Origin of the sequence: Bariatricus sp. HCP28S3_A7 (assembly GCF_052066375.1) — a bacterium.
Classification (GTDB): Bacteria; Bacillota; Clostridia; order Lachnospirales; family Lachnospiraceae; genus Allocoprococcus.
Genome location: NZ_JBQHSG010000025.1, coordinates 1 through 23,111 on the forward strand (window position 1 = coordinate 1; position 23,111 = coordinate 23,111).

At 43.1% G+C, this 23,111-nt stretch carries 21 protein-coding genes; 4 read left to right on the forward strand and 17 right to left on the reverse strand.

The window, feature by feature from the left end:
* The first annotated feature begins 214 nt into the window (after nt 1-214).
* A complete protein-coding gene (locus ACTNA4_RS13050; protein ID WP_427805449.1) occupies nt 215-871 on the forward strand; it encodes a Crp/Fnr family transcriptional regulator in 657 nt (218 codons plus the stop codon).
* Between the two features lie 58 nt (nt 872-929).
* Nucleotides 930-1,772 (forward strand): YitT family protein, encoded by an 843-nt coding sequence (locus tag ACTNA4_RS13055; RefSeq protein WP_427805448.1) that lies wholly within the window; start codon nt 930-932, stop codon nt 1,770-1,772.
* Nucleotides 1,773-1,825: 53 nt separating this feature from the next.
* On the opposite strand, the gene ACTNA4_RS13060 is transcribed toward ACTNA4_RS13055, so the two are convergent.
* The 8 genes from ACTNA4_RS13060 to ACTNA4_RS13095 form a co-directional block, all read right to left on the reverse strand.
* Entirely contained in the window at nt 1,826-3,220 is a 1,395-nt protein-coding gene (locus tag ACTNA4_RS13060) for a uracil-xanthine permease family protein (RefSeq protein ID WP_441030501.1), read from the reverse strand.
* Between the two features lie 385 nt (nt 3,221-3,605).
* Nucleotides 3,606-3,872: a hypothetical protein gene (locus tag ACTNA4_RS13065; RefSeq protein ID WP_427819091.1), complete on the reverse strand. Its 267-nt coding sequence runs from the start codon at nt 3,870-3,872 to the stop codon at nt 3,606-3,608.
* A gap of 282 nt (nt 3,873-4,154) precedes the next feature.
* A complete protein-coding gene (locus ACTNA4_RS13070) occupies nt 4,155-4,457 on the reverse strand; it encodes a type II toxin-antitoxin system PemK/MazF family toxin (RefSeq protein ID WP_441030503.1) in 303 nt (100 codons plus the stop codon).
* Nucleotides 4,457-4,699 carry an AbrB/MazE/SpoVT family DNA-binding domain-containing protein gene (locus ACTNA4_RS13075; RefSeq protein ID WP_427819092.1) on the reverse strand — a complete coding sequence of 81 codons (243 nt, stop codon included), beginning with the start codon at nt 4,697-4,699 and terminating at the stop codon, nt 4,457-4,459. Before ACTNA4_RS13075 ends, ACTNA4_RS13070 begins: the two co-directional genes overlap by 1 nt.
* 278 nt (nt 4,700-4,977) lie before the next feature.
* Nucleotides 4,978-5,697, reverse strand: a complete 720-nt coding sequence (locus ACTNA4_RS13080; RefSeq protein ID WP_427805438.1) for a hypothetical protein — start codon at nt 5,695-5,697, stop codon at nt 4,978-4,980.
* A gap of 24 nt (nt 5,698-5,721) precedes the next feature.
* Nucleotides 5,722-5,844 carry a DUF6440 family protein gene (locus tag ACTNA4_RS13085; RefSeq protein ID WP_427805437.1) on the reverse strand — a complete coding sequence of 41 codons (123 nt, stop codon included), beginning with the start codon at nt 5,842-5,844 and terminating at the stop codon, nt 5,722-5,724.
* Nucleotides 5,845-6,460: 616 nt separating this feature from the next.
* Nucleotides 6,461-9,088: a pyruvate, phosphate dikinase gene (gene ppdK / locus ACTNA4_RS13090; protein ID WP_427805436.1), complete on the reverse strand. Its 2,628-nt coding sequence runs from the start codon at nt 9,086-9,088 to the stop codon at nt 6,461-6,463.
* A gap of 220 nt (nt 9,089-9,308) precedes the next feature.
* A complete protein-coding gene (locus ACTNA4_RS13095; RefSeq protein ID WP_441030505.1) occupies nt 9,309-9,932 on the reverse strand; it encodes a hypothetical protein in 624 nt (207 codons plus the stop codon).
* Between the two features lie 216 nt (nt 9,933-10,148).
* Between ACTNA4_RS13095 and ACTNA4_RS13100 the strand changes: the two genes are divergently transcribed.
* Nucleotides 10,149-10,817 carry a YesL family protein gene (locus ACTNA4_RS13100; RefSeq protein WP_427805434.1) on the forward strand — a complete coding sequence of 223 codons (669 nt, stop codon included), beginning with the start codon at nt 10,149-10,151 and terminating at the stop codon, nt 10,815-10,817.
* Nucleotides 10,818-10,968: 151 nt separating this feature from the next.
* Here the strand turns inward: ACTNA4_RS13100 and ACTNA4_RS13105 are convergent, their stop codons facing one another.
* From ACTNA4_RS13105 to ACTNA4_RS13130, 6 genes are all read right to left on the reverse strand, one after another.
* Nucleotides 10,969-11,541 (reverse strand): sugar O-acetyltransferase, encoded by a 573-nt coding sequence (locus ACTNA4_RS13105; protein WP_427805432.1) that lies wholly within the window; start codon nt 11,539-11,541, stop codon nt 10,969-10,971.
* A gap of 72 nt (nt 11,542-11,613) precedes the next feature.
* A complete protein-coding gene (locus ACTNA4_RS13110) occupies nt 11,614-12,441 on the reverse strand; it encodes a carbohydrate ABC transporter permease (protein WP_441030507.1) in 828 nt (275 codons plus the stop codon).
* Nucleotides 12,442-12,455: 14 nt separating this feature from the next.
* Complete coding sequence (locus ACTNA4_RS13115; protein WP_427805429.1) at nt 12,456-13,382, reverse strand: carbohydrate ABC transporter permease; 927 nt, start codon at nt 13,380-13,382, stop codon at nt 12,456-12,458.
* A 20-nt stretch (nt 13,383-13,402) separates the two neighbouring features.
* Nucleotides 13,403-14,689, reverse strand: coding sequence for an ABC transporter substrate-binding protein (locus tag ACTNA4_RS13120; RefSeq protein ID WP_441030509.1), 1,287 nt, complete (start codon nt 14,687-14,689; stop codon nt 13,403-13,405).
* A 112-nt stretch (nt 14,690-14,801) separates the two neighbouring features.
* Nucleotides 14,802-16,109 (reverse strand): Gfo/Idh/MocA family protein, encoded by a 1,308-nt coding sequence (locus ACTNA4_RS13125; RefSeq protein WP_427805425.1) that lies wholly within the window; start codon nt 16,107-16,109, stop codon nt 14,802-14,804.
* Nucleotides 16,110-16,146: 37 nt separating this feature from the next.
* On the reverse strand, nt 16,147-18,030 hold the full coding sequence (locus tag ACTNA4_RS13130) for a DUF5696 domain-containing protein (RefSeq protein ID WP_441030511.1): 1,884 nt from the start codon (nt 18,028-18,030) through the stop codon (nt 16,147-16,149).
* Between the two features lie 172 nt (nt 18,031-18,202).
* On the opposite strand from ACTNA4_RS13130, the gene ACTNA4_RS13135 reads away from it, so the two are divergent.
* Complete coding sequence (locus tag ACTNA4_RS13135; RefSeq protein WP_441018561.1) at nt 18,203-19,174, forward strand: AraC family transcriptional regulator; 972 nt, start codon at nt 18,203-18,205, stop codon at nt 19,172-19,174.
* A gap of 41 nt (nt 19,175-19,215) precedes the next feature.
* Here ACTNA4_RS13135 and ACTNA4_RS13140 read toward each other — a convergent pair whose 3' ends face one another.
* From ACTNA4_RS13140 to ACTNA4_RS13150, 3 genes are all read right to left on the reverse strand, one after another.
* Nucleotides 19,216-19,353: a hypothetical protein gene (locus ACTNA4_RS13140; RefSeq protein ID WP_427819099.1), complete on the reverse strand. Its 138-nt coding sequence runs from the start codon at nt 19,351-19,353 to the stop codon at nt 19,216-19,218.
* A 127-nt stretch (nt 19,354-19,480) separates the two neighbouring features.
* A complete protein-coding gene (locus tag ACTNA4_RS13145; RefSeq protein WP_441018563.1) occupies nt 19,481-20,866 on the reverse strand; it encodes an aminopeptidase in 1,386 nt (461 codons plus the stop codon).
* Between the two features lie 719 nt (nt 20,867-21,585).
* Nucleotides 21,586-23,073 carry a glycoside hydrolase family 32 protein gene (locus ACTNA4_RS13150; protein WP_441030513.1) on the reverse strand — a complete coding sequence of 496 codons (1,488 nt, stop codon included), beginning with the start codon at nt 23,071-23,073 and terminating at the stop codon, nt 21,586-21,588.
* Nucleotides 23,074-23,111 lie beyond the last annotated feature (38 nt).

A 23,111-nucleotide genomic window follows, 5' to 3' on the forward strand; every position in this document is an offset into this window, starting at 1 on the left:
CACAACAGCACACAACACATACAACAAATATTTTTATAAAATTTGACATAAAAAAAGCCGCAGTTACGCGGTTTTTGAGGTTTTATTCAGTTAGTAAGTGTCGAAGATCCGTCACCATCCAAATATCTTTTATTTTCCCGGACACTTCTTATCAGCCATCTGTTATAATAAATACATATTATTCTATTATATTGATACCGGAAAGGAAACGCTTATGATTAAAATACCCGAGAAATACTTTGATATCTTTTGTACGATCGGCTCACAGAAGACCTATCAAAAAGGCGAATTTATCTATCTTCAAAATGATTCCGCCGACTATTTATACCTGATTCTATCAGGCAGAGTCCGCGTATATACCCTTTCTTCTTCCGGGCGTGAAACGACTCTGGAGATTCTGGAAAAAGGCCGTATATTCGGCGAATCCTCTTTTCTGAGTGATCATGTTCGCCCAACCAGTGTTGCCGCAGTTACCGAGGTACGCCTTGCCACTTGTCTGGTCTCCGACCTGATCCCACTGCTGCGCGAAACGCCCGAATTGATGGTTCTCCTTTTCCAGCATTTAAGCGAGACGTGTAATCATCTTTCAAGACAGATATACCGCCTCACCAACTACGACAGCCGAAAACGCATTGCAAGTTTTCTGTTGGAAGAGACGGCTTCCCCCAACCGGGACAAAGGAATTCTGGACAATGTCCTTCCTTATACACACGCCGAAATCGCAGAAACTCTGGGTCTGAACCGGGTAACCGTATCAAGGGTTCTTTCCGCTTTTGCCGATCAGGGCCTTCTGAAAAGCCACTATGGTAAAATTATGATCACCGATCGGAACGGTTTATATCAAATCCTCAAAAACGGAGCTTATTTGTAGCATACGCTACAGTTTTCCGGACACATTACTTTTATAATAGTGCCCGGAGGTAAAAAATATGAAAAATAAATTTATTTCTTATATTATGATCATTTTCGGCGGGACCCTGACCGCTGCCGCATTTGGCCTTTTCGTCCTTCCACAGGGCTTTGTGGCAGGCGGTGTGACCGGTCTTTCCGTCATACTGTCTGGTTTTATGAACCTGCCTTTATCCTGGATCGTACTCGCCATCAACCTGATTCTTTTTGCACTGGGATGGATCTTTGCCGGAAAAGAGTTCATTTTCAAGACTCTGATCATGACCTTTCTGTTCCCGACTCTTCTTGAACTATTCGGCAGAATCACAATATTCGACGCGCTGTCCGCCGACCCTTTCCTGAGCAGTCTGCTCGCAGGCTGTCTCTTAGGTATCGGCTCCGGTCTGATTCTCCGTGCAAATGGTTCCAGCGGCGGTTTTGATATTTTAGGAGTCGTCCTCAACAAAAAATTCCAGATTCCGGTGTCTTCAGTCATGTACGTCTGTGATTTCGTGATCATTTTGTATCAATCCGTATCCAAACCGCTTCTTTCAACGGTTTACGGAATTGTCGTCATTCTGTGCAGCAGCATCATGGTAAACAAAATCATCACACAGGGTGAATCCAAAGTACAGCTGTTGATTTTCTCAAAAGAACGCGAGACGATCCGTGAACATCTGCTGAAGACATTTGATACCGGAGTTACATTATTAAATGCTGAAAGCGGATATCAAAAAGAGAAAGCAAAAGTCATACTGACTATTCTGCCTTATAATAAAGTCAGTTCTGTTAAGAAAATGATTTATACGGTAGACCCCTATGCTTTTACGGTGATTAATGGGGTAAATTATGTGGGCGGACGCGGATACAGCATCCGGAGGTAGGCACCTGCGGATGCTGTATTCACGTCCTTTTACCAAAGGCCACATCTTCTGTTTTATACTTCCTTTTCTTTTGGAAGTGCAATATTCAAAACAATCGCAATAATCGCAGCCGGTACAATTCCGGATCCGCCGAACACAAGCTGAAGTGCCTGCGGCAGCTGCGATAAAATGCCGCTGTTCACACCAATTCCATATCCCAATCCCAATGCAACCGATACGATAGTAATATTCCGCATCGTCAACGTCTCTTTTGTTATAAGCTGAATACCACTAATGACAATGGATGAGAACATCATAACAGCTGCACCTCCCAGGACACTCTGCGGCATAATGGAGATCAGCGCTGCCAGTTTCGGGAACAGTCCGCAAAGAATCAAAAATAACGCACCGATTGCAAGAGCACCGCGGTTTACGATCTTCGTCATCGTTACCAGACCGACATTCTGGCTGAAAGAAGTATTCGGAAGCACTCCAAAAAGCGCTGCGAAACTGGAGCCGACTCCGTCACATACCACACCTCCGGAAAGCTCACTGTCTGTCGCCTCTCTTCCCATTCCGCCTTCCATAACACCGGAAATATCGCCGACCGTCTCCACGGCCGTCACAACAAACATGATCAGGACAGGAATAATCGCACGAAGATCAAATCTCAACTTTACCGGGAGCAAAGACGGCAGTGCGATCCATTCTGCCTGCGCTACTTTATCCCAATTCAACACCCATGCCTCCGTATACTCCACACCCTCAGCATTGACAGCGGTGTGCGGAAGTACAGCTCCCATGATGGCCGCTGCTATGTAACCTACGATAATTCCAATTAAAATGGAGGACGCGCTGGTCATTCCGGTCGTTCCATGTTTAAGGATAATAATCACCACCAGCACAAGGAATCCCAGAAGCAGATTCTCTACAGAACCAAAGTCGTTCGCATTATTTCCTCCTCCAAATGAATTGACACCCACTCCGATCAATGACAATCCGATGGAAAGTACTACCGTTCCGGTCACGACTGCCGGGAAGAATTTTCTCAAAGGTTTGATCAAAAATCCAAGCACACTTTCAAACAAACCGCCCAGAACAGAGGCTCCCATGATGGCACCATACGCAGCTACACCGCCTCCCGTGACACCTACCACACTATTAAATACTCCTATGAATCCGGAACTGGTACCCATGATGATCGGCACCTTCCCTCCGATTGGTCCGATTGCATAAAGCTGAACCAGCGTGACAATACCAGCCACGATCATTGCATTCTGCAGCAGTTCTACCTGAAGATCCGCAAATTCAGCACCTACCAGCCCACATGCTCCCGTAATAATAAGCAGCGGCGTAAGGTTACCTACAAACATTGCCAAAACATGTTGAAGTCCCAACGGAATTGCTTTTTTAAGAGGAAGTTTCCCATAAAAATCATACTCCGCTCCTTTGTTTTCTACGTTATTCACTTTACTCTCTCCTTACTTATGTAAATATATTACTTTTCTATAATAGTATATCATTGTCAAATACGCAAGAACTGAGTCAAATAAATATTTTTCGATTATTTCATACAATCGGAAAAGCGCATATGCCAAACTCCATATGTATATCAAAAACTCCCACGCAAAATAAGTGCAATGGAAGTTCCTTTTTTAACTATTTAATTTCTTATTCCTATCACCAACAGTGTACAACTTCTGAGCGATAGCCGCCTGTTGGGTTTAAGGTGGATGGAAGGACACTTAAAACAAGTTCCTTTCAACCACCTATTTCTGCTTCATCTAAAGAAGAAAATCTCCGATCAATTCATAAAAAGTCACCTCTATCCGGCAAAACCAAATAAATTCGAATTTACTTTCTTCTCTCATACTCCGCAATCAGTAACGGCTGAATCAACGGATAAGTCCATTCATCTGGTAATTCATCCAGCAAGACCACCTTTTCCATTTCACTGTGCAATTCTTCTTCAAACTCTCCAGCTTCTCTATGACCACCTGGTACTTCATAAGTATCTCTATCTCTATGTTTACAAAACACCCATTTACTATTTGATTTGGAAATTATAACAGCAAATTTCAACAAATCATCATCAATCTTATCATAAAACTTAACTAGCATTTTTCTCCTTTATCTTTCACATAAAACCAGAATACCTTCTCCATCAATTCTGCTTATTATTTCTCTTATAGTTGTAATCTCCTCACTTTTGACAAGGTTGACCTTTTTCGGTTGCTCAAACTGATAGCACTCTTTAATCAATTTGCAGACCGTATCATCTACGCCTGCTTTTTGTTTCCGCCATAAGTACCTCCGTGATATTTTATCTTATTTGCTCTGCACCTACCACCTATCACAATCCCCTGGTCAATTCAAATCTTTCTCATATTAGATTTCTCATCATCAAATGTATTCAAAAATTCCCTGAATAGCATCAGATACGTTAATCATTTCTGAAATTGGCAATCTATCTACTTTCTTGTAACCACGAAGCGACATATCTAACAACGCAAGTTTTTCACATTGTATATAGCCTTCATTTTCTTCTGTATCCATCCATATATGAAGAGGACCCGGAGTAGAATTTTTAATAATTGGACATCCAATTATTTCACCACTAGTATTAAAAAAATCCTTACTAACCACCAATACGGGATGTTTTATTTTTTCAATCTTGAGAATATCTCCTTGATGTAAAAATTCCATTACCATACCTCTCTTCCGGCAGGTTCACCCCAATCATATTCGCCATCAAGCATTAGCTTTCCATCAAACTCAGCGGCTCTCTCTTCCAAAGTTTTATGACGAAATGGTTTCACCAAAGTGATTACACCATTTGATACCGTGACATCCAAAAACTCATTCAATGTGACTCCTGCACTTCTCAACACTTCTTTTGGCAATCTAATTCCTTGACTATTTCCCCATTCTTTTACCTGTGCTTGCATATAGATACCTCCTTATGCTTAGTATATACATAGTATATACTAAATAACAGAAAATATCAATTAAATTCTCTTGATAGCAATAAATGTGCAGATAAATATGTTTGTAACGAAATGCTGATTTCATTCTAATATGCTTCTTTGTAGATGAAGGAAATGCACTTAAAAACGTTTTCTGTATACGCGGGATGGTTCTCCATTGATATCGTTCATCATTTACAAGGAGCAACACTTTCACATTTTCGCCTACATAGGCGGGAGTCATCCCTCATCTGATAGATCTATTTCATAGCCACAAATTTTGCATCTTCTTCATCGAAATAGTCATCCATATTACTGCTAAATCCGCTTGCCTTCCAAGCTTGTTCAAATGTAATATCTTTTATATTACTCAAGAAGACAAATGTGCTGTCTTTAGTTGAATTATTCATTCTACCTGTAATTTCCAATCTATATTGGTATGTATAATCGTCTGTTTTCCAAGTCTCGTCACTCATTTCATAATACCTGACCATAGTAACCAGCTTATCATTTTCAAAATATTCTTCAACGAATTCTGAGTTCGTCACCTCATAAGTCTTGATTACAGATGGTTCTGTTTGAGCGGAAGCAGGTTTCGTCCATTCACCTGTATCAACATTCTTTTGTAACACAAGTTCATATCCACCATCTGCACGACAAAAATAGATTTCTGCATCATTTTCATCCAAGTCTAATTCAAATTCGCTTTTTGCACCAAATGAACTATTAAGTCCTCCAAAAGTTGAAAAAAAAGTAAGGTAATGTGGTTTTACCCCACCACCACCATCCTTAAAACCTCTTATATATCCCATAGACGACATAACCCCGACATTGAAATTCAACTTTTTTCCATCTTCTGATACGGAATATTCAGTTAATACCACATCTGTTCTCCTTCTAAATCCCGCTCCAATAAAAAAGGATAAAACCAGTACACCTATGACTATTATTGTAACAATAACTATCTTCTTTTTCTTCATACGAGGAACCCTCCCGACTTATATTTATCTATTGATTATCGAAGAAATAACCGGTTTCTCTTCTCTATCCAATAGTGGTGTCATCCCACCAGCATTTCCACTTGCGTGAAAGACATAGTTTACACCACAGACTTTTTCCTTATTCATAAACCTTCCTCTCTTTATCAAATTCTTGAATGTGATATAGTGTAATTTTACCCTCTCCACCATTACGGCTGAAAAATAACTTTTCCAGAATATAACCGTGAATTTTAATTATCAATTACGGCTGCAATACACCTTTTGTTATTTGTAACCGTTTGATTCATTTAAATTTACGGCTGTAATCAAATAAATCTATTCTAATAATAAATCCACTCCTCGCCCGGCGCACCACTTAAAAAGATCCCCTGGACTTTTTTGACGTATGCATGACAAAAAAACTCCCATCACACGATAAGTGAAATGGGAGTTTTTTTATTAACTAATTAATTTCTTTATACCTGTCACTGTCATGGTGCAAACGTCATTTTGCTCTTTGGTGCAAATCTCATTTGCTTCTTCTACTGCCCTAAAAAGCCGCTGTGTTTGGTTCCATGTATCAATAAAAAAAGAATTTTATCAACAGATTTCCTTGTTTTTTCAAGGTTTTTCGCTGTTTTTGGCAAAAAAAGACCTTGGGGAATTTCTTCCTCAAGGTCTAATTCTTATTAAGTTATTGCAAAATCATTTTTGCACCAAACTGGTAAATGGACTTTGCTCCGCCACAGTCACCAGCGGTGCATTACTTCTGAGCGATAGCAGCCTGTGCTGCAGCCAGACGTGCGATCGGTACACGGAATGGTGAGCAAGATACATAGTCAAGACCGATCTTGTTGCAGAATTCTACAGAAGACGGATCTCCACCGTGCTCTCCACAGATACCGATGTGAAGCTTCGGATTAACCGGTTTTCCTAAGTTAATAGCCATTTCCATTAACTTACCAACACCATTCTGATCAAGTTTAGCAAACGGATCATTCTCGAAGATCTTAGCATCATAGTATGCGTTCAGGAACTTACCAGCGTCATCACGTGAGAAGCCGAATGTCATCTGTGTCAAGTCGTTTGTACCGAAGCAGAAGAAGTCAGCTTCTTTAGCGATCTCATCAGCTGTAAGAGCAGCTCTTGGGATCTCGATCATAGTACCTACTTCGTATTCAAGGTCGATGCCTGCAGCAGCGATTTCTGCGTCTGCAGTCTCAACAACGAATTTCTTAACGTATTTTAACTCTTTGATCTCGCCAACCAGCGGAATCATGATTTCCGGTTTAACTGCCCAATCCGGATGAGCTTTTTTAACATTGATAGCTGCACGGATAACAGCCTTTGTCTGCATCTTAGCGATTTCCGGATAAGTTACAGCAAGACGGCATCCACGATGTCCCATCATTGGGTTGAATTCATGCAGAGAATCGATAATAGCTTTGATCTGCTCTACAGTCTTACCCTGAGCATCAGCAAGTTTCTTGATATCTTCTTCTTCTGTCGGAACGAATTCATGAAGCGGCGGGTCAAGGAAACGGATAGTAACCGGATTTCCTTCCAGTGCTTCGTAAAGTGCTTCGAAGTCTCCCTGCTGTTCCGGAAGGATTTTCTCAAGTGCAGCTTCTCTTTCTTCTACAGTCTCAGCACAGATCATTTCACGGAATGCATCAATTCTGTTTCCTTCGAAGAACATATGCTCTGTACGGCAAAGTCCGATACCTTCTGCTCCAAGTTCACGAGCTTTCTTAGCATCTGCCGGTGTATCAGCATTTGTACGAACTTTCATTGTTCTGTATTTGTCAGCCCATCCCATGATTCTTCCGAATTCGCCTGCGATCGTAGCATCAACAGTCGGGATGATTCCATCATAGATGTTACCTGTAGATCCATCAAGAGAGATCGGATCTCCTTCATGGAATTCTTTTCCGCCTAATGTGAATTTCTTGTTTTCTTCATCCATTGTGATATCGCCGCATCCGGATACACAGCAGGTTCCCATACCACGAGCTACTACAGCAGCGTGAGATGTCATACCACCACGAACTGTCAGGATACCCTGAGCAGATTTCATACCTGTAATATCTTCCGGTGAAGTTTCAAGACGTACAAGAACAACTTTTTCTCCTCTTGCAGCCCATTCAACAGCGTCATCAGCTGTAAATACGATCTTACCGCAGGCAGCTCCAGGAGAAGCTCCAAGTGCTTTTGCCATTGGTGTAGCAGCCTTAAGTGCTGCAGCATCAAACTGCGGATGAAGCAGTGTATCCAGGTTACGAGGATCGATCATTGCAACTGCCTCTTCTTCTGTTCTCATTCCTTCATCAACAAGATCACATGCGATCTTCAGAGCAGCCTGAGCGGTTCTCTTACCGTTACGTGTCTGAAGCATGTACAGTTTACCATGTTCAACAGTAAACTCCATATCCTGCATATCTCTGTAGTGTGTTTCCAGCGTCTTGCATACTTCTTTGAACTGTTTGAATGCTTCCGGGAATTTCTCTTCCATTTCAGAAATGTGCATTGGTGTACGAACACCGGCAACAACGTCTTCACCCTGAGCATTTGTAAGGAATTCTCCGAACAGTCCGTTATTTCCTGTAGCCGGGTCACGTGTAAATGCAACACCTGTACCACAGTCATCACCCATGTTACCGAATGCCATCATCTGTACGTTAACAGCAGTTCCCCATGAATACGGGATATCGTTATCACGACGATATACGTTAGCTCTCGGGTTGTCCCAAGAACGGAATACGGCTTTGATTGCTCCCATTAACTGTTCCTTCGGATCAGACGGGAAATCAGCACCGATTTTTTCTTTATATTCAGCTTTGAACTGATTAGCAAGTTCTTTCAGATCGTCTGCTGTAAGTTCAACGTCCTGTTTAACGCCTCTTTCAGCTTTCATCTTGTCGATCAGTTCTTCGAAGTATTTCTTACCTACTTCCATAACTACATCTGAATACATCTGGATAAATCTTCTGTAGCAGTCCCAAGCCCAACGAGCATTGCCGGACTTTTCAGCAAGTACAGCGACAACTTCTTCGTTCAGACCAAGGTTCAGGATTGTATCCATCATACCTGGCATAGATGCTCTTGCACCAGAACGAACTGAAACAAGAAGAGGATTCTCTTTGTCACCGAATTTCTTTCCTGTGACTTCTTCCATCTTTGTGATAGCTTCCATGATCTGTGCCATGATTTCATCATTGATCTGTCTTCCGTCTTCATAGTACTGTGTACAAGCTTCTGTTGTGATTGTGAAGCCCTGAGGTACCGGAAGTCCTAAAGCGGTCATTTCAGCAAGGTTGGCACCTTTTCCACCAAGCAGGTTTCTCATGGTAGCGTTACCTTCTGTAAACATGTAAACCCATTTTGTTGCCATTTTACTTTTCCTCCTCGTATTTGATTGAAAAAATAGATGTATATAAAACATGAAAAGCACGACTTTACAAACTGAATAAAGCCGTCGCTCCCCTTATCTTATAACCCCAATCATGCGGTTTTCCGCACTAATATTGTAAAGGTTTTGGTAAAATTCGTCAAGCGTTTTTCCTGATGTTGGAATATTTCTCTCCATTACTTTATAATTCTCTACTTTTTACTCAGTTTTCTGTTTCTGTCGGTTCTTGATCCGCATTTTCGGTGAGATATTCCACAAACCTCTCTGCTCCGTCGCTGTGCGGTGCATTTACTAGGATGGCCACATATACCTCGTCATAATTCAGACCAAACGTTTCTTTTATAAATCCGGTATTTGCAAAAATCAGACTGCCGGATATAAATCCATCCTGTTCTGCATAATCCTCATAGATTTCCTGCGTACAGATCAGCACATCGACCGACTGTGCTCCAATGAGTGTCGTAAGCGCGATTTTCGAATTCGACTCTTCGTTGTCCGCACTGAGGTTCGCATTGATCGTAACAACATCGTTTTTTCCCTCAGCCCCCATCCAGTCTTTCACATCATCACGCAGCGTTTCGATCTGATCCGCATCCATATTGGCACCAAGAATTGCAACACTCACGACCTCATTTTTCTGCATTCCCTGATACATTGTAAATCCCAGATAAATGAGGGCAACCACCGCCAGAGCACCGGCAAACCATAGTTTGTAATACGTCCATATGTAATCCAGCTTTTCCATAAAGTTCATGGATTTCAGTTTTTCAATTTCCATCTGTCTTTTTTCTTTCTTCGTCAGATCCGATTCATACTTGTGCTCCATTGGTATTTCTCCTGTTTCTTTTTTCGTTTTTCTATGCCTTCGAAGGAACGTGTAATCCCCTTTTGAAAGTATAACATATTTACTTTGAAATGCATCTCATTCTTGTGTTTTTCATAGACTTTTCACATTTTCATCTTCCGTTTTTCATTGCTTTTCCCCTGCCTTTTCAGTATACTGTATTTAGAATATTTTACATAAAGAAAAGAGGTATTCCCAATGAACAGATTATTCAATATCGACAATCCGGTGATGCAGTTTCTGTCAAAAATGTTCGATCTGATCGTGCTGAATCTCATTTTCATTCTGAGCTGCATTCCCATCATCACGATCGGTGCTTCGATCAGCGCACTCTACTACGTGTGCCTGAAGATGCTCCGCGGAGAAGATCCTTATATATGGCAGAACTTCTGGAAATCATTCCGACAGAATTTCAAACAGAGTACGGTTGTATGGTTGCTTTTTCTTGCAGCTGTTGTAATCCTTGGAATGGATTTCTATATTATTAATTCCCAGGATACTACAATTTTTGCAATTATCCGTGTCGCTCTCTGGATTGTATGCGGAATCCTTGCATGCATATTTATTTATGTGTTCCCGATCATCTCGCATTTCGTATGTACGACCAAACAGGCAATCAAAAATGCTGTGCTGATGACGGTTGGCCATCTTCCATACAGTATTCTGCTTTTCCTGCTTCACGGAATTATTATATTTCTCTGCCTGTACTCTGTGAATACATTTGCCCTTGTGATCATGCTCAGCGGAGTCTGCGGATTCTCCGTTATTGCTTTTACAGCCTGCATTATTTTCGACCGGATCTTCAAGAAATATGAACCGGAGACTCCTCCCGCTCCCGAAAATCCGGATGGATTTATGATAGAGTAATATAATCGAGGCACCCATTATCATAGCCATTAAATGAAAAAAGGCCCACTGGACCTTTTTCGCATATGCCTGGCAATCAAAAGTCCCTGTCGCACAAAACGCAGCAGGGACTTTTCCATATTATAAAATCGCTATATTATTATGGCCTGACTCACAGTATTTTCTGTACCCTGCAGGGCACTCCGTACGCCACTACATTTGCCGGAATATCTTTCGTCACAACGCTTCCCGCGCCGATGGTTGTATTGTCTCCAATCGTCACGCCCGGCAATACGATCACACCGGCGCCAAGCCAGACTCCATTTCCAATGCGGACCGCCCGGTTATACTGCATACCCTGGCGGCGAAGACCGGCGTCAAGCGGATGTTCCGCCGTAGCGATGGTGACATTCGGTCCGATCATCACGTCATCTCCAATGATCACATCCGCATCGTCCACAACGGTCAGGTTAAAGTTCACATACACATTTCTCCCAAGATAGCAATTGCAGCCCCAATTCACACGGAGAGGCGGTTCAATCACACAGTCTTCTCCGACAGAGCCCAGAAGCTCTTTCAGTATTTCTTTTAATCTTTCCCGGTCAGAAGGCCTGGTATGATTGAACTCATACATCAGATCATTCATTTTCCATTGTTTTTCGTACAGAGCCGGATCCGTACTGTTATAGAGTTCTCCGTCTTCGGGAATCTCTGTCACTTTTTTATTATTCTCTAATTCTCCCATCCGAGATATACCTCCTGCCAAAAAAGGCGATTTCCCCTGAAGGAAACCGCCTCTATTTTGGAACTGTTTTATTTAACCTTTAATTCCGGACTGCGCAACACCTTCGATGAACTGCTTCTGGAAAATAAAGAACAGTACGATGATCGGGATAACCGCCATAACTGCTCCGGCCATCTGCATCGGATACTTGGTTGTGTACTGTCCCTGCAATGTAGAAAGGGCAGGACCAAGTGTCATCATCTTCGGTGATGTATTTACGATCAACGGCCACATAAAGTCATTCCATGCAAACTTCGCTGTAAAGATTACCAGTGATACAATACCCGGTTTTATGAGCGGAAGCATGATCTTTCCAAAAATCTGGAAACGGTTGCATCCGTCAAGCAGCGCTGCCTCTTCCAGTTCCTTCGGCAGAGACATGAAGAACTGTCTCAGAAGGAATGTACCGAACGCACTGAAAAGGTTCGGAATGAACAGAGCCGGAATCGTGTCCAGAAGACCCATCTTCTGGATGATCAGATACTGAGGAATCAGGAAAATCTGTCCCGGAACCATAAGTACTGATAAAATAATGACAAAAATAATGTTTTTGAACGGGAAGTCGATTCTGGCAAATCCATATGCCGCCATGGAACAGAAAGATACCTGTACCACAGTTGTAACTACCGTTGAAATGATTGTGTTCAGGTACACCCTTGCAAACGGGAGTGCCGTAACAATCTGTGAATATGCATCAGTCAGGAACTGCTTCGGGAAGATGGTCGGCGGGATCTGCATTGCCTCACCAACGCTCTTAAATGATGTAAGCACCATCCAGATAAATGGGAACACCATGATTCCGACACCGGCAAGAAGAATCAGATGCACGAAAAAATGTCTTACATTTGCTTTGTTTTTCATCTTTTTTCTCCTTCCTAGTCGTAATTAACCCATTTCTTCTGACCAATCAGCTGGAATACTGTAATCAGCATGATGATCGCGAAGATAAAGATTGAAATAGCTGCTGCATATCCTTTATATCCGTAGTCGAATGCCTTCCGATAGAACAGCATTACTACTGTCTGGGTAGATTCGTACGCCGGATTTGTCTTTCCTACCATCATGTAGATTACATCGAATACCTGGAATCCACTGATGATAGAAGTAATCATAACGAAGAAAATCGTTGGTGACAGCATCGGAATCGTAATCTTGAAGAACTGAGCGAAAGGACCAGCTCCGTCAATTGCCGCCGCTTCATAATAAGATTTTGAAATTCCCTGCATACCTGCCAGAAGAATAATCATATTATATCCGACAGTCATCCACAGACCAACTATCATGATGCAATATAGTGCTGTCTTCGGGTCTGTCAGCCATCCGTGCCCTTCTCCTCCAAGGGCACGAATCGCGCTGTTAAGAATACCCATTTTTTCATTGTAGATCCATTTCCATACCATGGAAACTGCCGCTGCCATTGTTACGGATGGAAGGAAATACAATGTTCTGTAAATGGACGTTCCTTTAATTTTGGAATTCATAAGTGCTGCAATGCAGATTGACAGGAATAATCCAACCGGTACAGTGATGATTACATATTTCAGCGTATTACCGAAGGTTCTCCACACCTCTTTATCCTGGAACATCTCAATATAATTCTGAAGTCCGACAAATGTTGATACATTAAATTTATTTACATCATTAAAACTGAACCACACGTTCTGAATAAAGGGCCAGATATAGAACACCAGAAGTCCAATGGTAACCGGCGCGATAAATACGTACGCCGCAAACCAGTCTTTTTTCTGGCGGCTCGTTGCTTTTTTCTTCGGCACAGTCGTTTTCACTTTACCACCAGTCATATTCTCACCTACTTCATCTACTATTTTGCAAGGAGAGCGTCTGCTTCTTCCTTAAGCTGTGCACAGGCATCTGCCAGAGTCAGTTCTCCGCTGTAAGCCTGTTTCAGGTAGTTTGCTTCCATATCGTAAAGTTCTGCTGCTACAGAGCAAACTGGAAGCGGATAAGCTTCTTCTGAATGGTTGGTGTATGCTGCAAGGTTGTAAGCTTCGTTCGCTTTTGCGAAGTATTCCTGAGCATCAGATCTTGCAGAGATAACTACACCGGTTTCGCCCTGGATCTTCTGAGCTTCAGCGCTTCCAAGCCAGATTGCGAATTCGATCGCTGCATCTTTATTCTTGCTGCCTTCGTATACTGCATATCCGAGACCGTTGATACAGTTGTCTTCTACACCGTTGAAGGTCGGGATTTCTACACAGTCGATCTTGTCAGCGATTGCATCGTTGCCTGCATATTCCGGAACCATGTAAGAACCTGCAAAGTTCATAGCAAGCTGGTTTCCTTCGAACATAGCATCAGCAGAGGTTTCTGCAAGGGATGCTGCACTCGGAGAGAGCCCTTTGTCGATGAAGTCGATCCAGCACTGGATACCTTCCATTGTCTTCGGATCTGTATATCCTGTTTCTGTCTTATCTTCATTTAAAATGTATCCGCCGTTAGCGTATACGGTCTGATAGTACCATGTCTGGAAGTCAACCGGGCATGCGAATGGATATACACCGTCATCCAGTCCTGCTGCCTGTAATTCTTCTGCCTTAGCAAGCAGATCTTCATAAGTCATATCGTCTGTCGGATATTCCACATTTGCTTTGTCAAAGATTTCTTTGTTATACCATAAAGCATTGGTATCGAAATCTTTCGGTACTGCGTAGTTTACACCATCACGAACGTAGTTATTTACCAGAGCTTCCGGGAAGCTGTCGTTGATATCAGAAGCTGCAACTGCATCTGTCAGATCTGCAAGGATTCCGCCTTCTACATAAGAGTCAAGATGCAGTACGTTGAGCCAGAATACATCCGGAGCTTTTCCGCCGGTTGCTGCTGCTTCCAGTTTTGTCCAGTATTCTCCACCTTTGTATGGTGTAAGCTGGATCTCGATTGTTACATCTTCATGTTCTTTTTCATAAGCTTCTACCATAGCTTCCATAGCCGGTCTCTGATTCTCATCCCAGATACCGAAGGTTAATTCTGTTTTTCCGCCTGAGCTTGCTGATCCGCCTTCTTCTTTGCCGCCGCATCCTGCCAAAAGAGATACGCCCATAACTGCTACCAGTCCTGCTGCTGCCAGTTTTTTGAAATTCTTTTTCATAATTTACACACTCCTTTTCTTCTAGGTTATTGGATTTTATCTTACTGAACCTGGCCGTTCAGAAGACAGTGATTTATATGATGCTTCTCATTCCCCCGAGAAGCCGCATATCTTAATTACGGAACGTATCCAGTTCCACCACTCTTCCGCCATGCAGCCGTGATTCTTCCGCTGCAAGCGCACAATAATGACTTTCCATCGACTGTTCCAGAGATGTCACATACGGGCTTTCCTCCTTTTCTCCGCTAAGTACATCCAGGAATTCTTCGATCATCTTCACATCTCCGCCGCCATGTCCTGAGAAATCATCCGAAAGACTTGCCACATCAATTCTTTCTTCTGTGACATCTGCGTTAAATCTGCGGATTACAATTTCATTATCTTCTATTTCTCCTGCCATATTCACGATCATCTCACCTTCGGTGCCCATGAATTTGGCGTATCTGGCAATTTCTGCTGTAAAGCCGCACATCGTAAAGCTCATCGTCGTTCCGTCTGTCATGTTCAGATTCACGACCTGATGGTCAACTACATTGTTGTCACAATGATATACACATCTGCCGTAACGTCCTTCCCGGATTGCATCGTACAGCTTCTCTTCTGTCACTCCATCCGGGACCAGCACATCTAGCGGCCAGTTTCTGTTTCCCTTGCGATATCCGGCGGCCTTATTATCCAGATAGATCGCCTCTGCATCGAACGGACATGTTTCTTTCGCTTTGCATCCGTCCATACACCGCATCGCACAACCTTCCGGTGCCTTTTCCTTTTTGAAAAGATAGGTGCTTCCGAACGAACTCAACGAATCACATTTCTTTCCTGCCAACCACAGATATAAATCCATATCGTGGCAACACTTTTGCAGGATCATCGGACTCGTTTCATTGGAATTTGACCAGTTTCCTCTCACAAAGCTGTGTGCCATGTGGTACCATCCTACATTTTCTACAGCCATAATGGATACCACAGCCCCGATTTTTCCGGCATCCAGAAGTTCCTTTACTTTTCTGTAGATCGGTGTGTAACGAAGTACATGGCACACCACAACTTTCCGGTCACATTCCCGTGCTACTCTCACCAGTTCTCTGCACTCATCAAGCTCCGGCGAAATCGGCTTCTCAAGAAGTAAATGGTATCCTTTTCTGAGGGCCGGTATTGCATGTCCTACATGCTGTCTGTCCTGCGTTGCAATAAACATAACATCCGCAAGTTTCTCTTGTTTCAGCATTTCCTCTGCGCTGGAAAAACATTTTTCCTCCGGTATGTCATACTCTTCGGCTGTAAGTCTGACCTTTTCCGGATCCACATCGGCAATTGCGACTATTTTCATCTTTTCCGGGAAAATCTTTGCAGCTTTGGCATATGTATCTCTTCCCCTGCTGCCAAGTCCCGCAATCGCAACCGTGATACATCTTCCCATTATCATTCTCTCCTTTATGTGTAATTACATATTTCTACTATGCAATCTCATAAGTCTGTTTTTCAAAATCAACCGTGACTGTTGTGCCATCGGCAAATGTGGTTTTCTGAACATTAGCATCCCCGTTTACCAGTTCATGACGAACCATTTCACACTTGGCCACTTTCTCGTGCAGATCACTTACTACTTTACATCTTCTGATATCTTCTTCAATCGTTCCTTTCACATCCGACTCAAAAGAACCGTCTGTATTCGGATATGCTCCTTCGCGGATCAGATACGGCGCCCCGCCGTTGAGAAGCGCATACAGCATATAATCTTCCTTTTCACTTACTCTGTCCATCATCCACGGTTCAATCACACAGTCATGATAGACCAGATTATATAGCGGAACCGGAATCCCTTCCTTCGGTGTCCCCGGAGCACGCATCATGAAATCATACGGTGCGTAATGGCAGAACACCAGGCTCGGTACACTCCAGTCGCTCACCTCTTCCGAACTCGGAAGAATGTTCTTGGAGAGCAGGTATTCAAAGCATCGGTTTCTGTAATCATAGCAGTCTTTCCGTGTCATTCTGTGATATGGGTTTGCACATTCATCCCCTTCATTACAGGTAAATACATCCAGATATGCACAGTCCAGATGAATGTCATGCTCTTCCAGGCTGCTGAAATTCCGTTTCACATAGTAAGGTGCCTGTGTTCCGCAAAGAAATGTCTGCGGTCCGCCCGCCCATCTCTTATGTCCCGGTACCGTGCCGTCTGCAAGCACGCACGCATAATGCTCGTCATAGCTCGGTGCGGTCAGATAATAATCCCTGTACTGGTCATGAATCCCAAACATGTATCCCAGTTCCTGCATTGTGTCGGCTAGGGATTTCATTCCTTCCCAGCCGCCCGCTTCCGCGCATGCCGGCGTGTAATCCGGATGCTGATTATCATACCCCGGCTGAGCCCATCCGTCAAGATGCAGGTAAAGCTTCTCCACACCCAGCTCATGAAGCTCGCGCATTTCCTTCTCACGCTCCGCGAACGTGACAACACGATTATTCTTCTCCGGATCTGCCGGATCGAAGAAATCGGAATTTTCCTGGACAGCCGTCTTGATTCCTTTATGTACAAATGCACATCCAATCAAATCATCTACCGACGGATTCTTTGCCGCCTTTTCAGCCAGCGTCTTAAGCCGTCCCTGTTCTTTCACATAGGTTCTGTACACCTTGCAGAGATCGTTGTAGTCACAGTCATTCAGGAAACTGTATCTCATGATTCGGCGATACTCCATTTTCCCGAGACTCGGCTCATGCCATGTACCCACATGTGTATACGGTCCACCTGTCGGATGTTCCGCATAATATCCTGCATTCCACGGCGTTACACAAATCGCAATATATCCTGCGCGGTCTTTGACCTGCCCGTACCATGGCATATATCCGCCCGCTGTCCCGAAAAATCCGTCAAATGGGATAGGAGCCATCTCAGTCTCCCAGGTATTCGGTATCAGGAGCCCCTGCTGATGATTCAGAAGCGTATACCACTTCTCGTTCTTTTCATCAAACTCCATCTCACCAGGCCAATAGATCTTCCGAACCGTAAGTCCTTCCTCGTTAAGCGGAACCCATTCGAAGAACACATCACTGCTTGCCGCTTCAACCCATACAATCGTATCGAAGGAATAAGGCACAGTCTGATTCCCAGCTTTAAATCCCTCATAATGGCTCCGGATTCCTTCCCCAACTCCGGATGTAATGACATCGCGGCTGATTGAAAGCGCGTCTTCAAAATTCAGAATTCCCTCTTCGCATTCCAGTCTGGGCTGAAAACCTTCTCTGAATTTCCATGTCACACCATCTCTGGTAAATGTGACATGTCCGCTCTCATTCACTTGAATCTCCAGATTGTTTACATTTACGCTTGTCATATTGTTCCTTTCCTTTGGCAATTATGCCTATATTCATCATTTCTATGAATTTATTATAATTTATTTTGCACAACTCTGCTTACGTGATTGTCTATCCTTATTGTCTTATTGTCCTTAATCTGGTATAATATTGACCAAAGAAATGGATTTTAAAGCTCAGGAGATGGTAAAAATGACTTATATCAAGACAAATCTGCACCGTGAAATCGTCATTGATTCTATCATCACGCTTCATTATTTTGAATATATGAAAGATTTCGTATTTCGCGGAGAGGCACATGACTTTTGGGAGTTTTTATATGTAGATAAGGGGACGGTATCGGTGCGCTCCGATGACCGATGGCTGACACTGAATACAGGAGATGTGATTTTCCACAAGCCGAATGAATTTCACGCGATCAAATCCATAGGGAAAAATGCGCCGAATCTGGTGGCCATTTCCTTTACCAGCCATTCAGAAGGCATGAAATATTTTGAAAATATGAGCTGTACACTGGATAAAAGTGAACGTTATCTGATCTCACAGATCATCACGGAAGCCAAAGACACATTTTCCACACCGATTCACATTCCTTCAGTCGAACAGGTTCTTTTGCGCGAGAAAACCCCTTTTGCTTCGCAGCAGCTGATTCTGCTTTATCTGGAGCTCTTTTTGATCACTGTTCACCGAAACCATCAAAGTATACACGCTCTGGGAGCATCGTCAGAACGGTTGAGACCTACAAAGCATTTCCATCTGGATACGGTTGCCGCAGAAAGCCTCGAAAATTCCGACGAAAAGGATTCCAGTAAGAATATCCTGTTTCAGCATGTCATACAATATCTGGAATTCCATATATGCGAGTCCCTGTCCGTTCCCCAGATATGCAGTTCCTTCTCCGTCAGCCGCTCCGCCCTTCAGGCGTTGTTCCACGAAAAGCTGGGATGTGGTGTGATCGAACATTTTAATAAGATGAAAATCGACCGTGCAAAAGACATTATCCGCGACGGCAATATGAACCTGACCGAGATTGCCTATTATCTTTCCTACAGTTCTCTGCCGTATTTTTCCAAACAGTTCAAGAAAGAAACCGGAATGTCACCACTGCAGTATTCTAATTCTGTGAAAGGGATTACAGAGGCACTGCGGAAATCGGAAGAATAAAATCGAGCCCGGAAGGATTACTCCCTCCGGGCTCTTATGTTTCATCCGATGATCTGATCTCTCTCGATCACGCATTCATGCTTCTTGTCTTTTGTATTATAATTGATTCCCACAAGCAGAATATCACCTGTATAATTCTGAACTGTCTCCGGATACTTCTTCTCCTTAATCTGCGACATCGCTCCCCGTGCTGTCTGATCCCACTTCAGTTCTATCCGATATTGCTATATCTATATTATAGGGATTTTTTGAAACAGTGTAAAGCCTTATTAAATTTTCCTTCGGCTTGGAATGCAGTTCATTATTCTATTTAAAGTCCGCCTTTAAAAATGCCTCATAGCATCTCACAGCTTCATAAATGTCTGCCTTGCTGGTCAGCTCCCACGGTGCATGCATACACATAACAGCAACACCACTGTCAATCACTTCCATTCCATAGACCGCCATCAGATACGCAATCGTTCCGCCTCCACCGACATCAACTCTTCCCATCTCAGAGGTCTGGAAATTGACGTTATTTTCCTCCATGACTCTTCGAAGCTGTGCGATATATTCCGGATTTGAATCATTCGATCCGCTCTTTCCGCCGCTTCCTGTGTATTTGTTGAATACCGGCCCGTGTGCGAAATAAGCACAATTCTTCTTCTCGTAAGCTTCTTCAAACATCGGATCGTAAGCAGCACTTACATCAGAAGAAAGCATCTTCGAGTTGGCAAGTGCACGTCTCAACGTCAATTCATTGTATTCTCCCATCAGTGCAATCAGTTCGGCGACTGTATTTTCAAAGAATCTGGAAGTCGCCCCGCTTGCGCCGACGCTTCCGATTTCCTCCTTATCGATCAGAATGCAGCAGGAAGTTCTTTCAACTTCTTTCTCTGCGAGCATTGCCATCAAGGATGTAAATGCACACACGCGGTCGTCCTGTCCATAGGCCATGATCATGCTGCGATCCAGTCCGCACTCTTTCGCTTTCCCAGCCGGAACGATTTCCAGCTCAGCCGACAGAAAATCTTCCTCTTCGATTCCATAATAATCATGGAAAAGCCGAAGCATTTCTGCTTTTACCGCATCCTTCTCTTCACCTTTTAACGGGCGGTTTCCGATGACCAGATCCATTTTTTCACCGTCAATAAATTTATCTGCATTCTGCTCCATCTGCTTGCGCCCGAGATGTGGCAGAAGATCTGTAATTATAAATTCCGGTTCGTCATCCTTTTCGCCAATCACAATATCCGTCTTCGTTCCGTCCTTGCGGATCACAACTCCATGGATTGCAAGCGGCATCGCAACCCACTGATACTTCTTCACACCGCCATAATAATGGGTATCCAGGTAAGCAACCTCCTGCTCCTCATAAAGCGGATTCTGCTTGATATCAATTCTCGGCGAATCAATATGAGCCCCCAGAATATTCATACCATTCTCAATCGGCTGCGTTCCTGCCTGGAAGAGGATGATTGCCCGTCCCATATAATCCATATAAACTTTATCACCGGCTTTTACCGATTCTTTATTTTTCCGGAGTTCCTTCATGTCCCGGTATCCGGCTTCCTTTGCAAGACGAATTGTCTCTCTGACACATTCTCTCTCCGTCTTTCCCGCATCCAGACATTCCCGGTACTGCTTATTCACCCTCTCCAGCTCCTCCAGATGCTTCTCATCATAAATCTTCCATAAGTTCTCTCTTACCATTTCCATACCTCCTGCTCCAGGAAGACCCCCATCTTCCTATCATCATAAATTCCCACCGATTTCAGTAGGCATACTCATTATAGACCTTATACATTAGCTACGCTTGCATAATTATCCACACATTTTGTCCAAAAATCCGTGGGGACGTTTCTTCTGCCACGATGCTGGGGTCAAAAGGTATTTCCAACTAATTAAATAACTACTATTGATGAAAAACATATGGTATAATCATCTTATCAAATAAAGGTGGTTTGCATATGTCTTTTAAAACAAATGATGTAGAACAGTTATCTCTGTTCGATAGTTTTTTAAACCTCACTGCACGTGAGCAAAAAGCGTTAGAAAATTCCTGGGCAAAGGTTCTAGTGAAACATATAATTTGTATCGCAGGATACGAAACGGAGTAGAAACGATTCCCTCAATTCTTCGAAGATACTATCATCTGGAAAAGCTTCCTCGTGGAAAACAAAGAGGAAGGTTCTTCTTCGGAAGTAAAATCGCAGCGTTGAATTTTAGGAAAATCTTTCACTATGTGAAAGGGTCTTCGAATTATGCAGAAAATCCTCTACTGGCATAAGAATATGGGAAGGGCATAGTTACAATCAACGCCATATATACCAAAAACTACGGTAGAAACTTATAAATAACAACAAAAAGCAAAAAAGGGACGTTCGATGCCAGGGCTTTTGACCCCAGCATCGAACGTCCCCATCACTAAGTTATCCTATCAAATCATACTTCACAACATTCATCTTTACACTTCCATCTGCGAAGAAGGAAATTCCATCTGCTGCCTGGTCAGTATATAGAGTGATCGTCATCACCTGCTCTCCGTCATTAACAAAGATCTCGGCACTGAACCAATCCAATATCAGGCGCAGTTTAATTTTTCCATTTTCTGAAGAAACCTGGCTTCGTCTCTGATGAATTGCTGCCCTTCTGGAACCTGAAAACTTACGATCCACCTTCAAAATAGATTCGTAAGGGCGGAAGCTGACTGCAGTATGATACTGGCAATCCTGTGCAAAACGTACTGCAAACTTTTTATACAGTTCTTTTCCCTCTACAGGTTCCAGTTCAATTTCCAGATCAACTTTTCTTCCTTTCACTTTATCCAGTTTGATAGTATCTGTGAAAACAACATCTTTGTATTCTACTTTATTGTGTCGCAGCTTCTCCAGCTCACGAATAGGATTCTGATATATTCTGCCATTTTTTACAGAGAGTTCTCTTGGAAGTGTCATCTGTCCAAACCATGGAGTTTCCTTGGGATGAAGACGACTGGTATCCCAATTCTGCATCCACGCAATCATCACTCTCCTGCCGTCAGGTGTCAGAATCGTCTGAGGTGCATAAAAATCAATCCCATAATCAACTGCATGATCCGTCTGCGCCTTAAATGTACCGTTCTCTTCATCAATAGTTCCCAACAGATATAAAGTTCCATTACCATTGTGATATTCAAATCCCTCAGGAAGCATATCCATCGGACTGCACATCAACACATCTTTTCCATCAAGGCGGAACACATCCGGACATTCCCACATAACACCAAACCGGTTATGATTCTCGATCAAAACACTTTTAAACTTCCATTCAAAACCATCCTGACTGGTATACAGCAAAAGCTGTCCACTGCCATCTGCTGCCCGGTTTGCGACCACACAGCTATAGGTTCCATCTTCATTTACCCACATTTTAGGATCGCGAAAATCTGCTTTGCTACACCCTTCTGGAATATTCTTCACATCAAGCACGGGATTCTTTTCATATTTTTCATAATCAAGGCCATCTCCCACTGCCAGACACTGAGTTTGTTCATCACGGAACCCACCCTCTTCCAAAGGTATTCTCTTAACACCCGTATACATTAACAATTGTCTCCCATCCGGAAGTGACACCGCACTTCCGGAGAAACATCCGTCTCTGTCATAGCTCATATCAGGTGCCAAAGCTGCCGGGAGATACTCCCAGTGCAGCAAATCTTCACTCACTGCATGTCCCCAGTGCATCGGTCCCCAATACGGATCATATGGATGGTACTGATAGAACAGATGGTACTTCCCCTCATAATAAGAGAAACCATTGGGGTCATTCAGCCAGCCAACCCTTGTTGATAAATGGAATCCCGGCCTGTCTTCTAGTGCTATTCTCTTGTCATAAGTTTCTTCATACTTCCGTGCTTCTCGTAATGTCTGACTTGTCATATATTTCTGCTCCTACGATTATTATTTATCTAGTGTCA

What these genes read in the sequence shown, in the direction of transcription:
- ACTNA4_RS13075 (WP_427819092.1), bottom strand. Translation starts at nt 4,699, where the DNA reads ATGCAAGCACAGGTAAAAGAATGGGGAAATAGTCAAGGAATTAGATTG.
- ACTNA4_RS13150 (WP_441030513.1), bottom strand. Translation starts at nt 23,073, where the DNA reads ATGACAAGTCAGACATTACGAGAAGCACGGAAGTATGAAGAAACTTAT.
- ACTNA4_RS13130 (WP_441030511.1), bottom strand. Translation starts at nt 18,030, where the DNA reads ATGACAAGCGTAAATGTAAACAATCTGGAGATTCAAGTGAATGAGAGC.
- ACTNA4_RS13095 (WP_441030505.1), bottom strand. Translation starts at nt 9,932, where the DNA reads ATGGAGCACAAGTATGAATCGGATCTGACGAAGAAAGAAAAAAGACAG.
- ACTNA4_RS13065 (WP_427819091.1), bottom strand. Translation starts at nt 3,872, where the DNA reads ATGCTAGTTAAGTTTTATGATAAGATTGATGATGATTTGTTGAAATTT.
- ACTNA4_RS13125 (WP_427805425.1), bottom strand. Translation starts at nt 16,109, where the DNA reads ATGGGAAGATGTATCACGGTTGCGATTGCGGGACTTGGCAGCAGGGGA.
- ACTNA4_RS13105 (WP_427805432.1), bottom strand. Translation starts at nt 11,541, where the DNA reads ATGGGAGAATTAGAGAATAATAAAAAAGTGACAGAGATTCCCGAAGAC.
- ACTNA4_RS13120 (WP_441030509.1), bottom strand. Translation starts at nt 14,689, where the DNA reads ATGAAAAAGAATTTCAAAAAACTGGCAGCAGCAGGACTGGTAGCAGTT.
- ACTNA4_RS13110 (WP_441030507.1), bottom strand. Translation starts at nt 12,441, where the DNA reads ATGAAAAACAAAGCAAATGTAAGACATTTTTTCGTGCATCTGATTCTT.
- ACTNA4_RS13115 (WP_427805429.1), bottom strand. Translation starts at nt 13,382, where the DNA reads ATGACTGGTGGTAAAGTGAAAACGACTGTGCCGAAGAAAAAAGCAACG.
- ACTNA4_RS13055 (WP_427805448.1), top strand. Translation starts at nt 930, where the DNA reads ATGAAAAATAAATTTATTTCTTATATTATGATCATTTTCGGCGGGACC.
- ACTNA4_RS13100 (WP_427805434.1), top strand. Translation starts at nt 10,149, where the DNA reads ATGAACAGATTATTCAATATCGACAATCCGGTGATGCAGTTTCTGTCA.
- ACTNA4_RS13070 (WP_441030503.1), bottom strand. Translation starts at nt 4,457, where the DNA reads ATGGAATTTTTACATCAAGGAGATATTCTCAAGATTGAAAAAATAAAA.
- ACTNA4_RS13050 (WP_427805449.1), top strand. Translation starts at nt 215, where the DNA reads ATGATTAAAATACCCGAGAAATACTTTGATATCTTTTGTACGATCGGC.
- ACTNA4_RS13135 (WP_441018561.1), top strand. Translation starts at nt 18,203, where the DNA reads ATGACTTATATCAAGACAAATCTGCACCGTGAAATCGTCATTGATTCT.
- ACTNA4_RS13085 (WP_427805437.1), bottom strand. Translation starts at nt 5,844, where the DNA reads ATGAATAAGGAAAAAGTCTGTGGTGTAAACTATGTCTTTCACGCAAGT.
- ACTNA4_RS13145 (WP_441018563.1), bottom strand. Translation starts at nt 20,866, where the DNA reads ATGGTAAGAGAGAACTTATGGAAGATTTATGATGAGAAGCATCTGGAG.
- ppdK (WP_427805436.1), bottom strand. Translation starts at nt 9,088, where the DNA reads ATGGCAACAAAATGGGTTTACATGTTTACAGAAGGTAACGCTACCATG.
- ACTNA4_RS13140 (WP_427819099.1), bottom strand. Translation starts at nt 19,353, where the DNA reads ATGTCGCAGATTAAGGAGAAGAAGTATCCGGAGACAGTTCAGAATTAT.
- ACTNA4_RS13080 (WP_427805438.1), bottom strand. Translation starts at nt 5,697, where the DNA reads ATGAAGAAAAAGAAGATAGTTATTGTTACAATAATAGTCATAGGTGTA.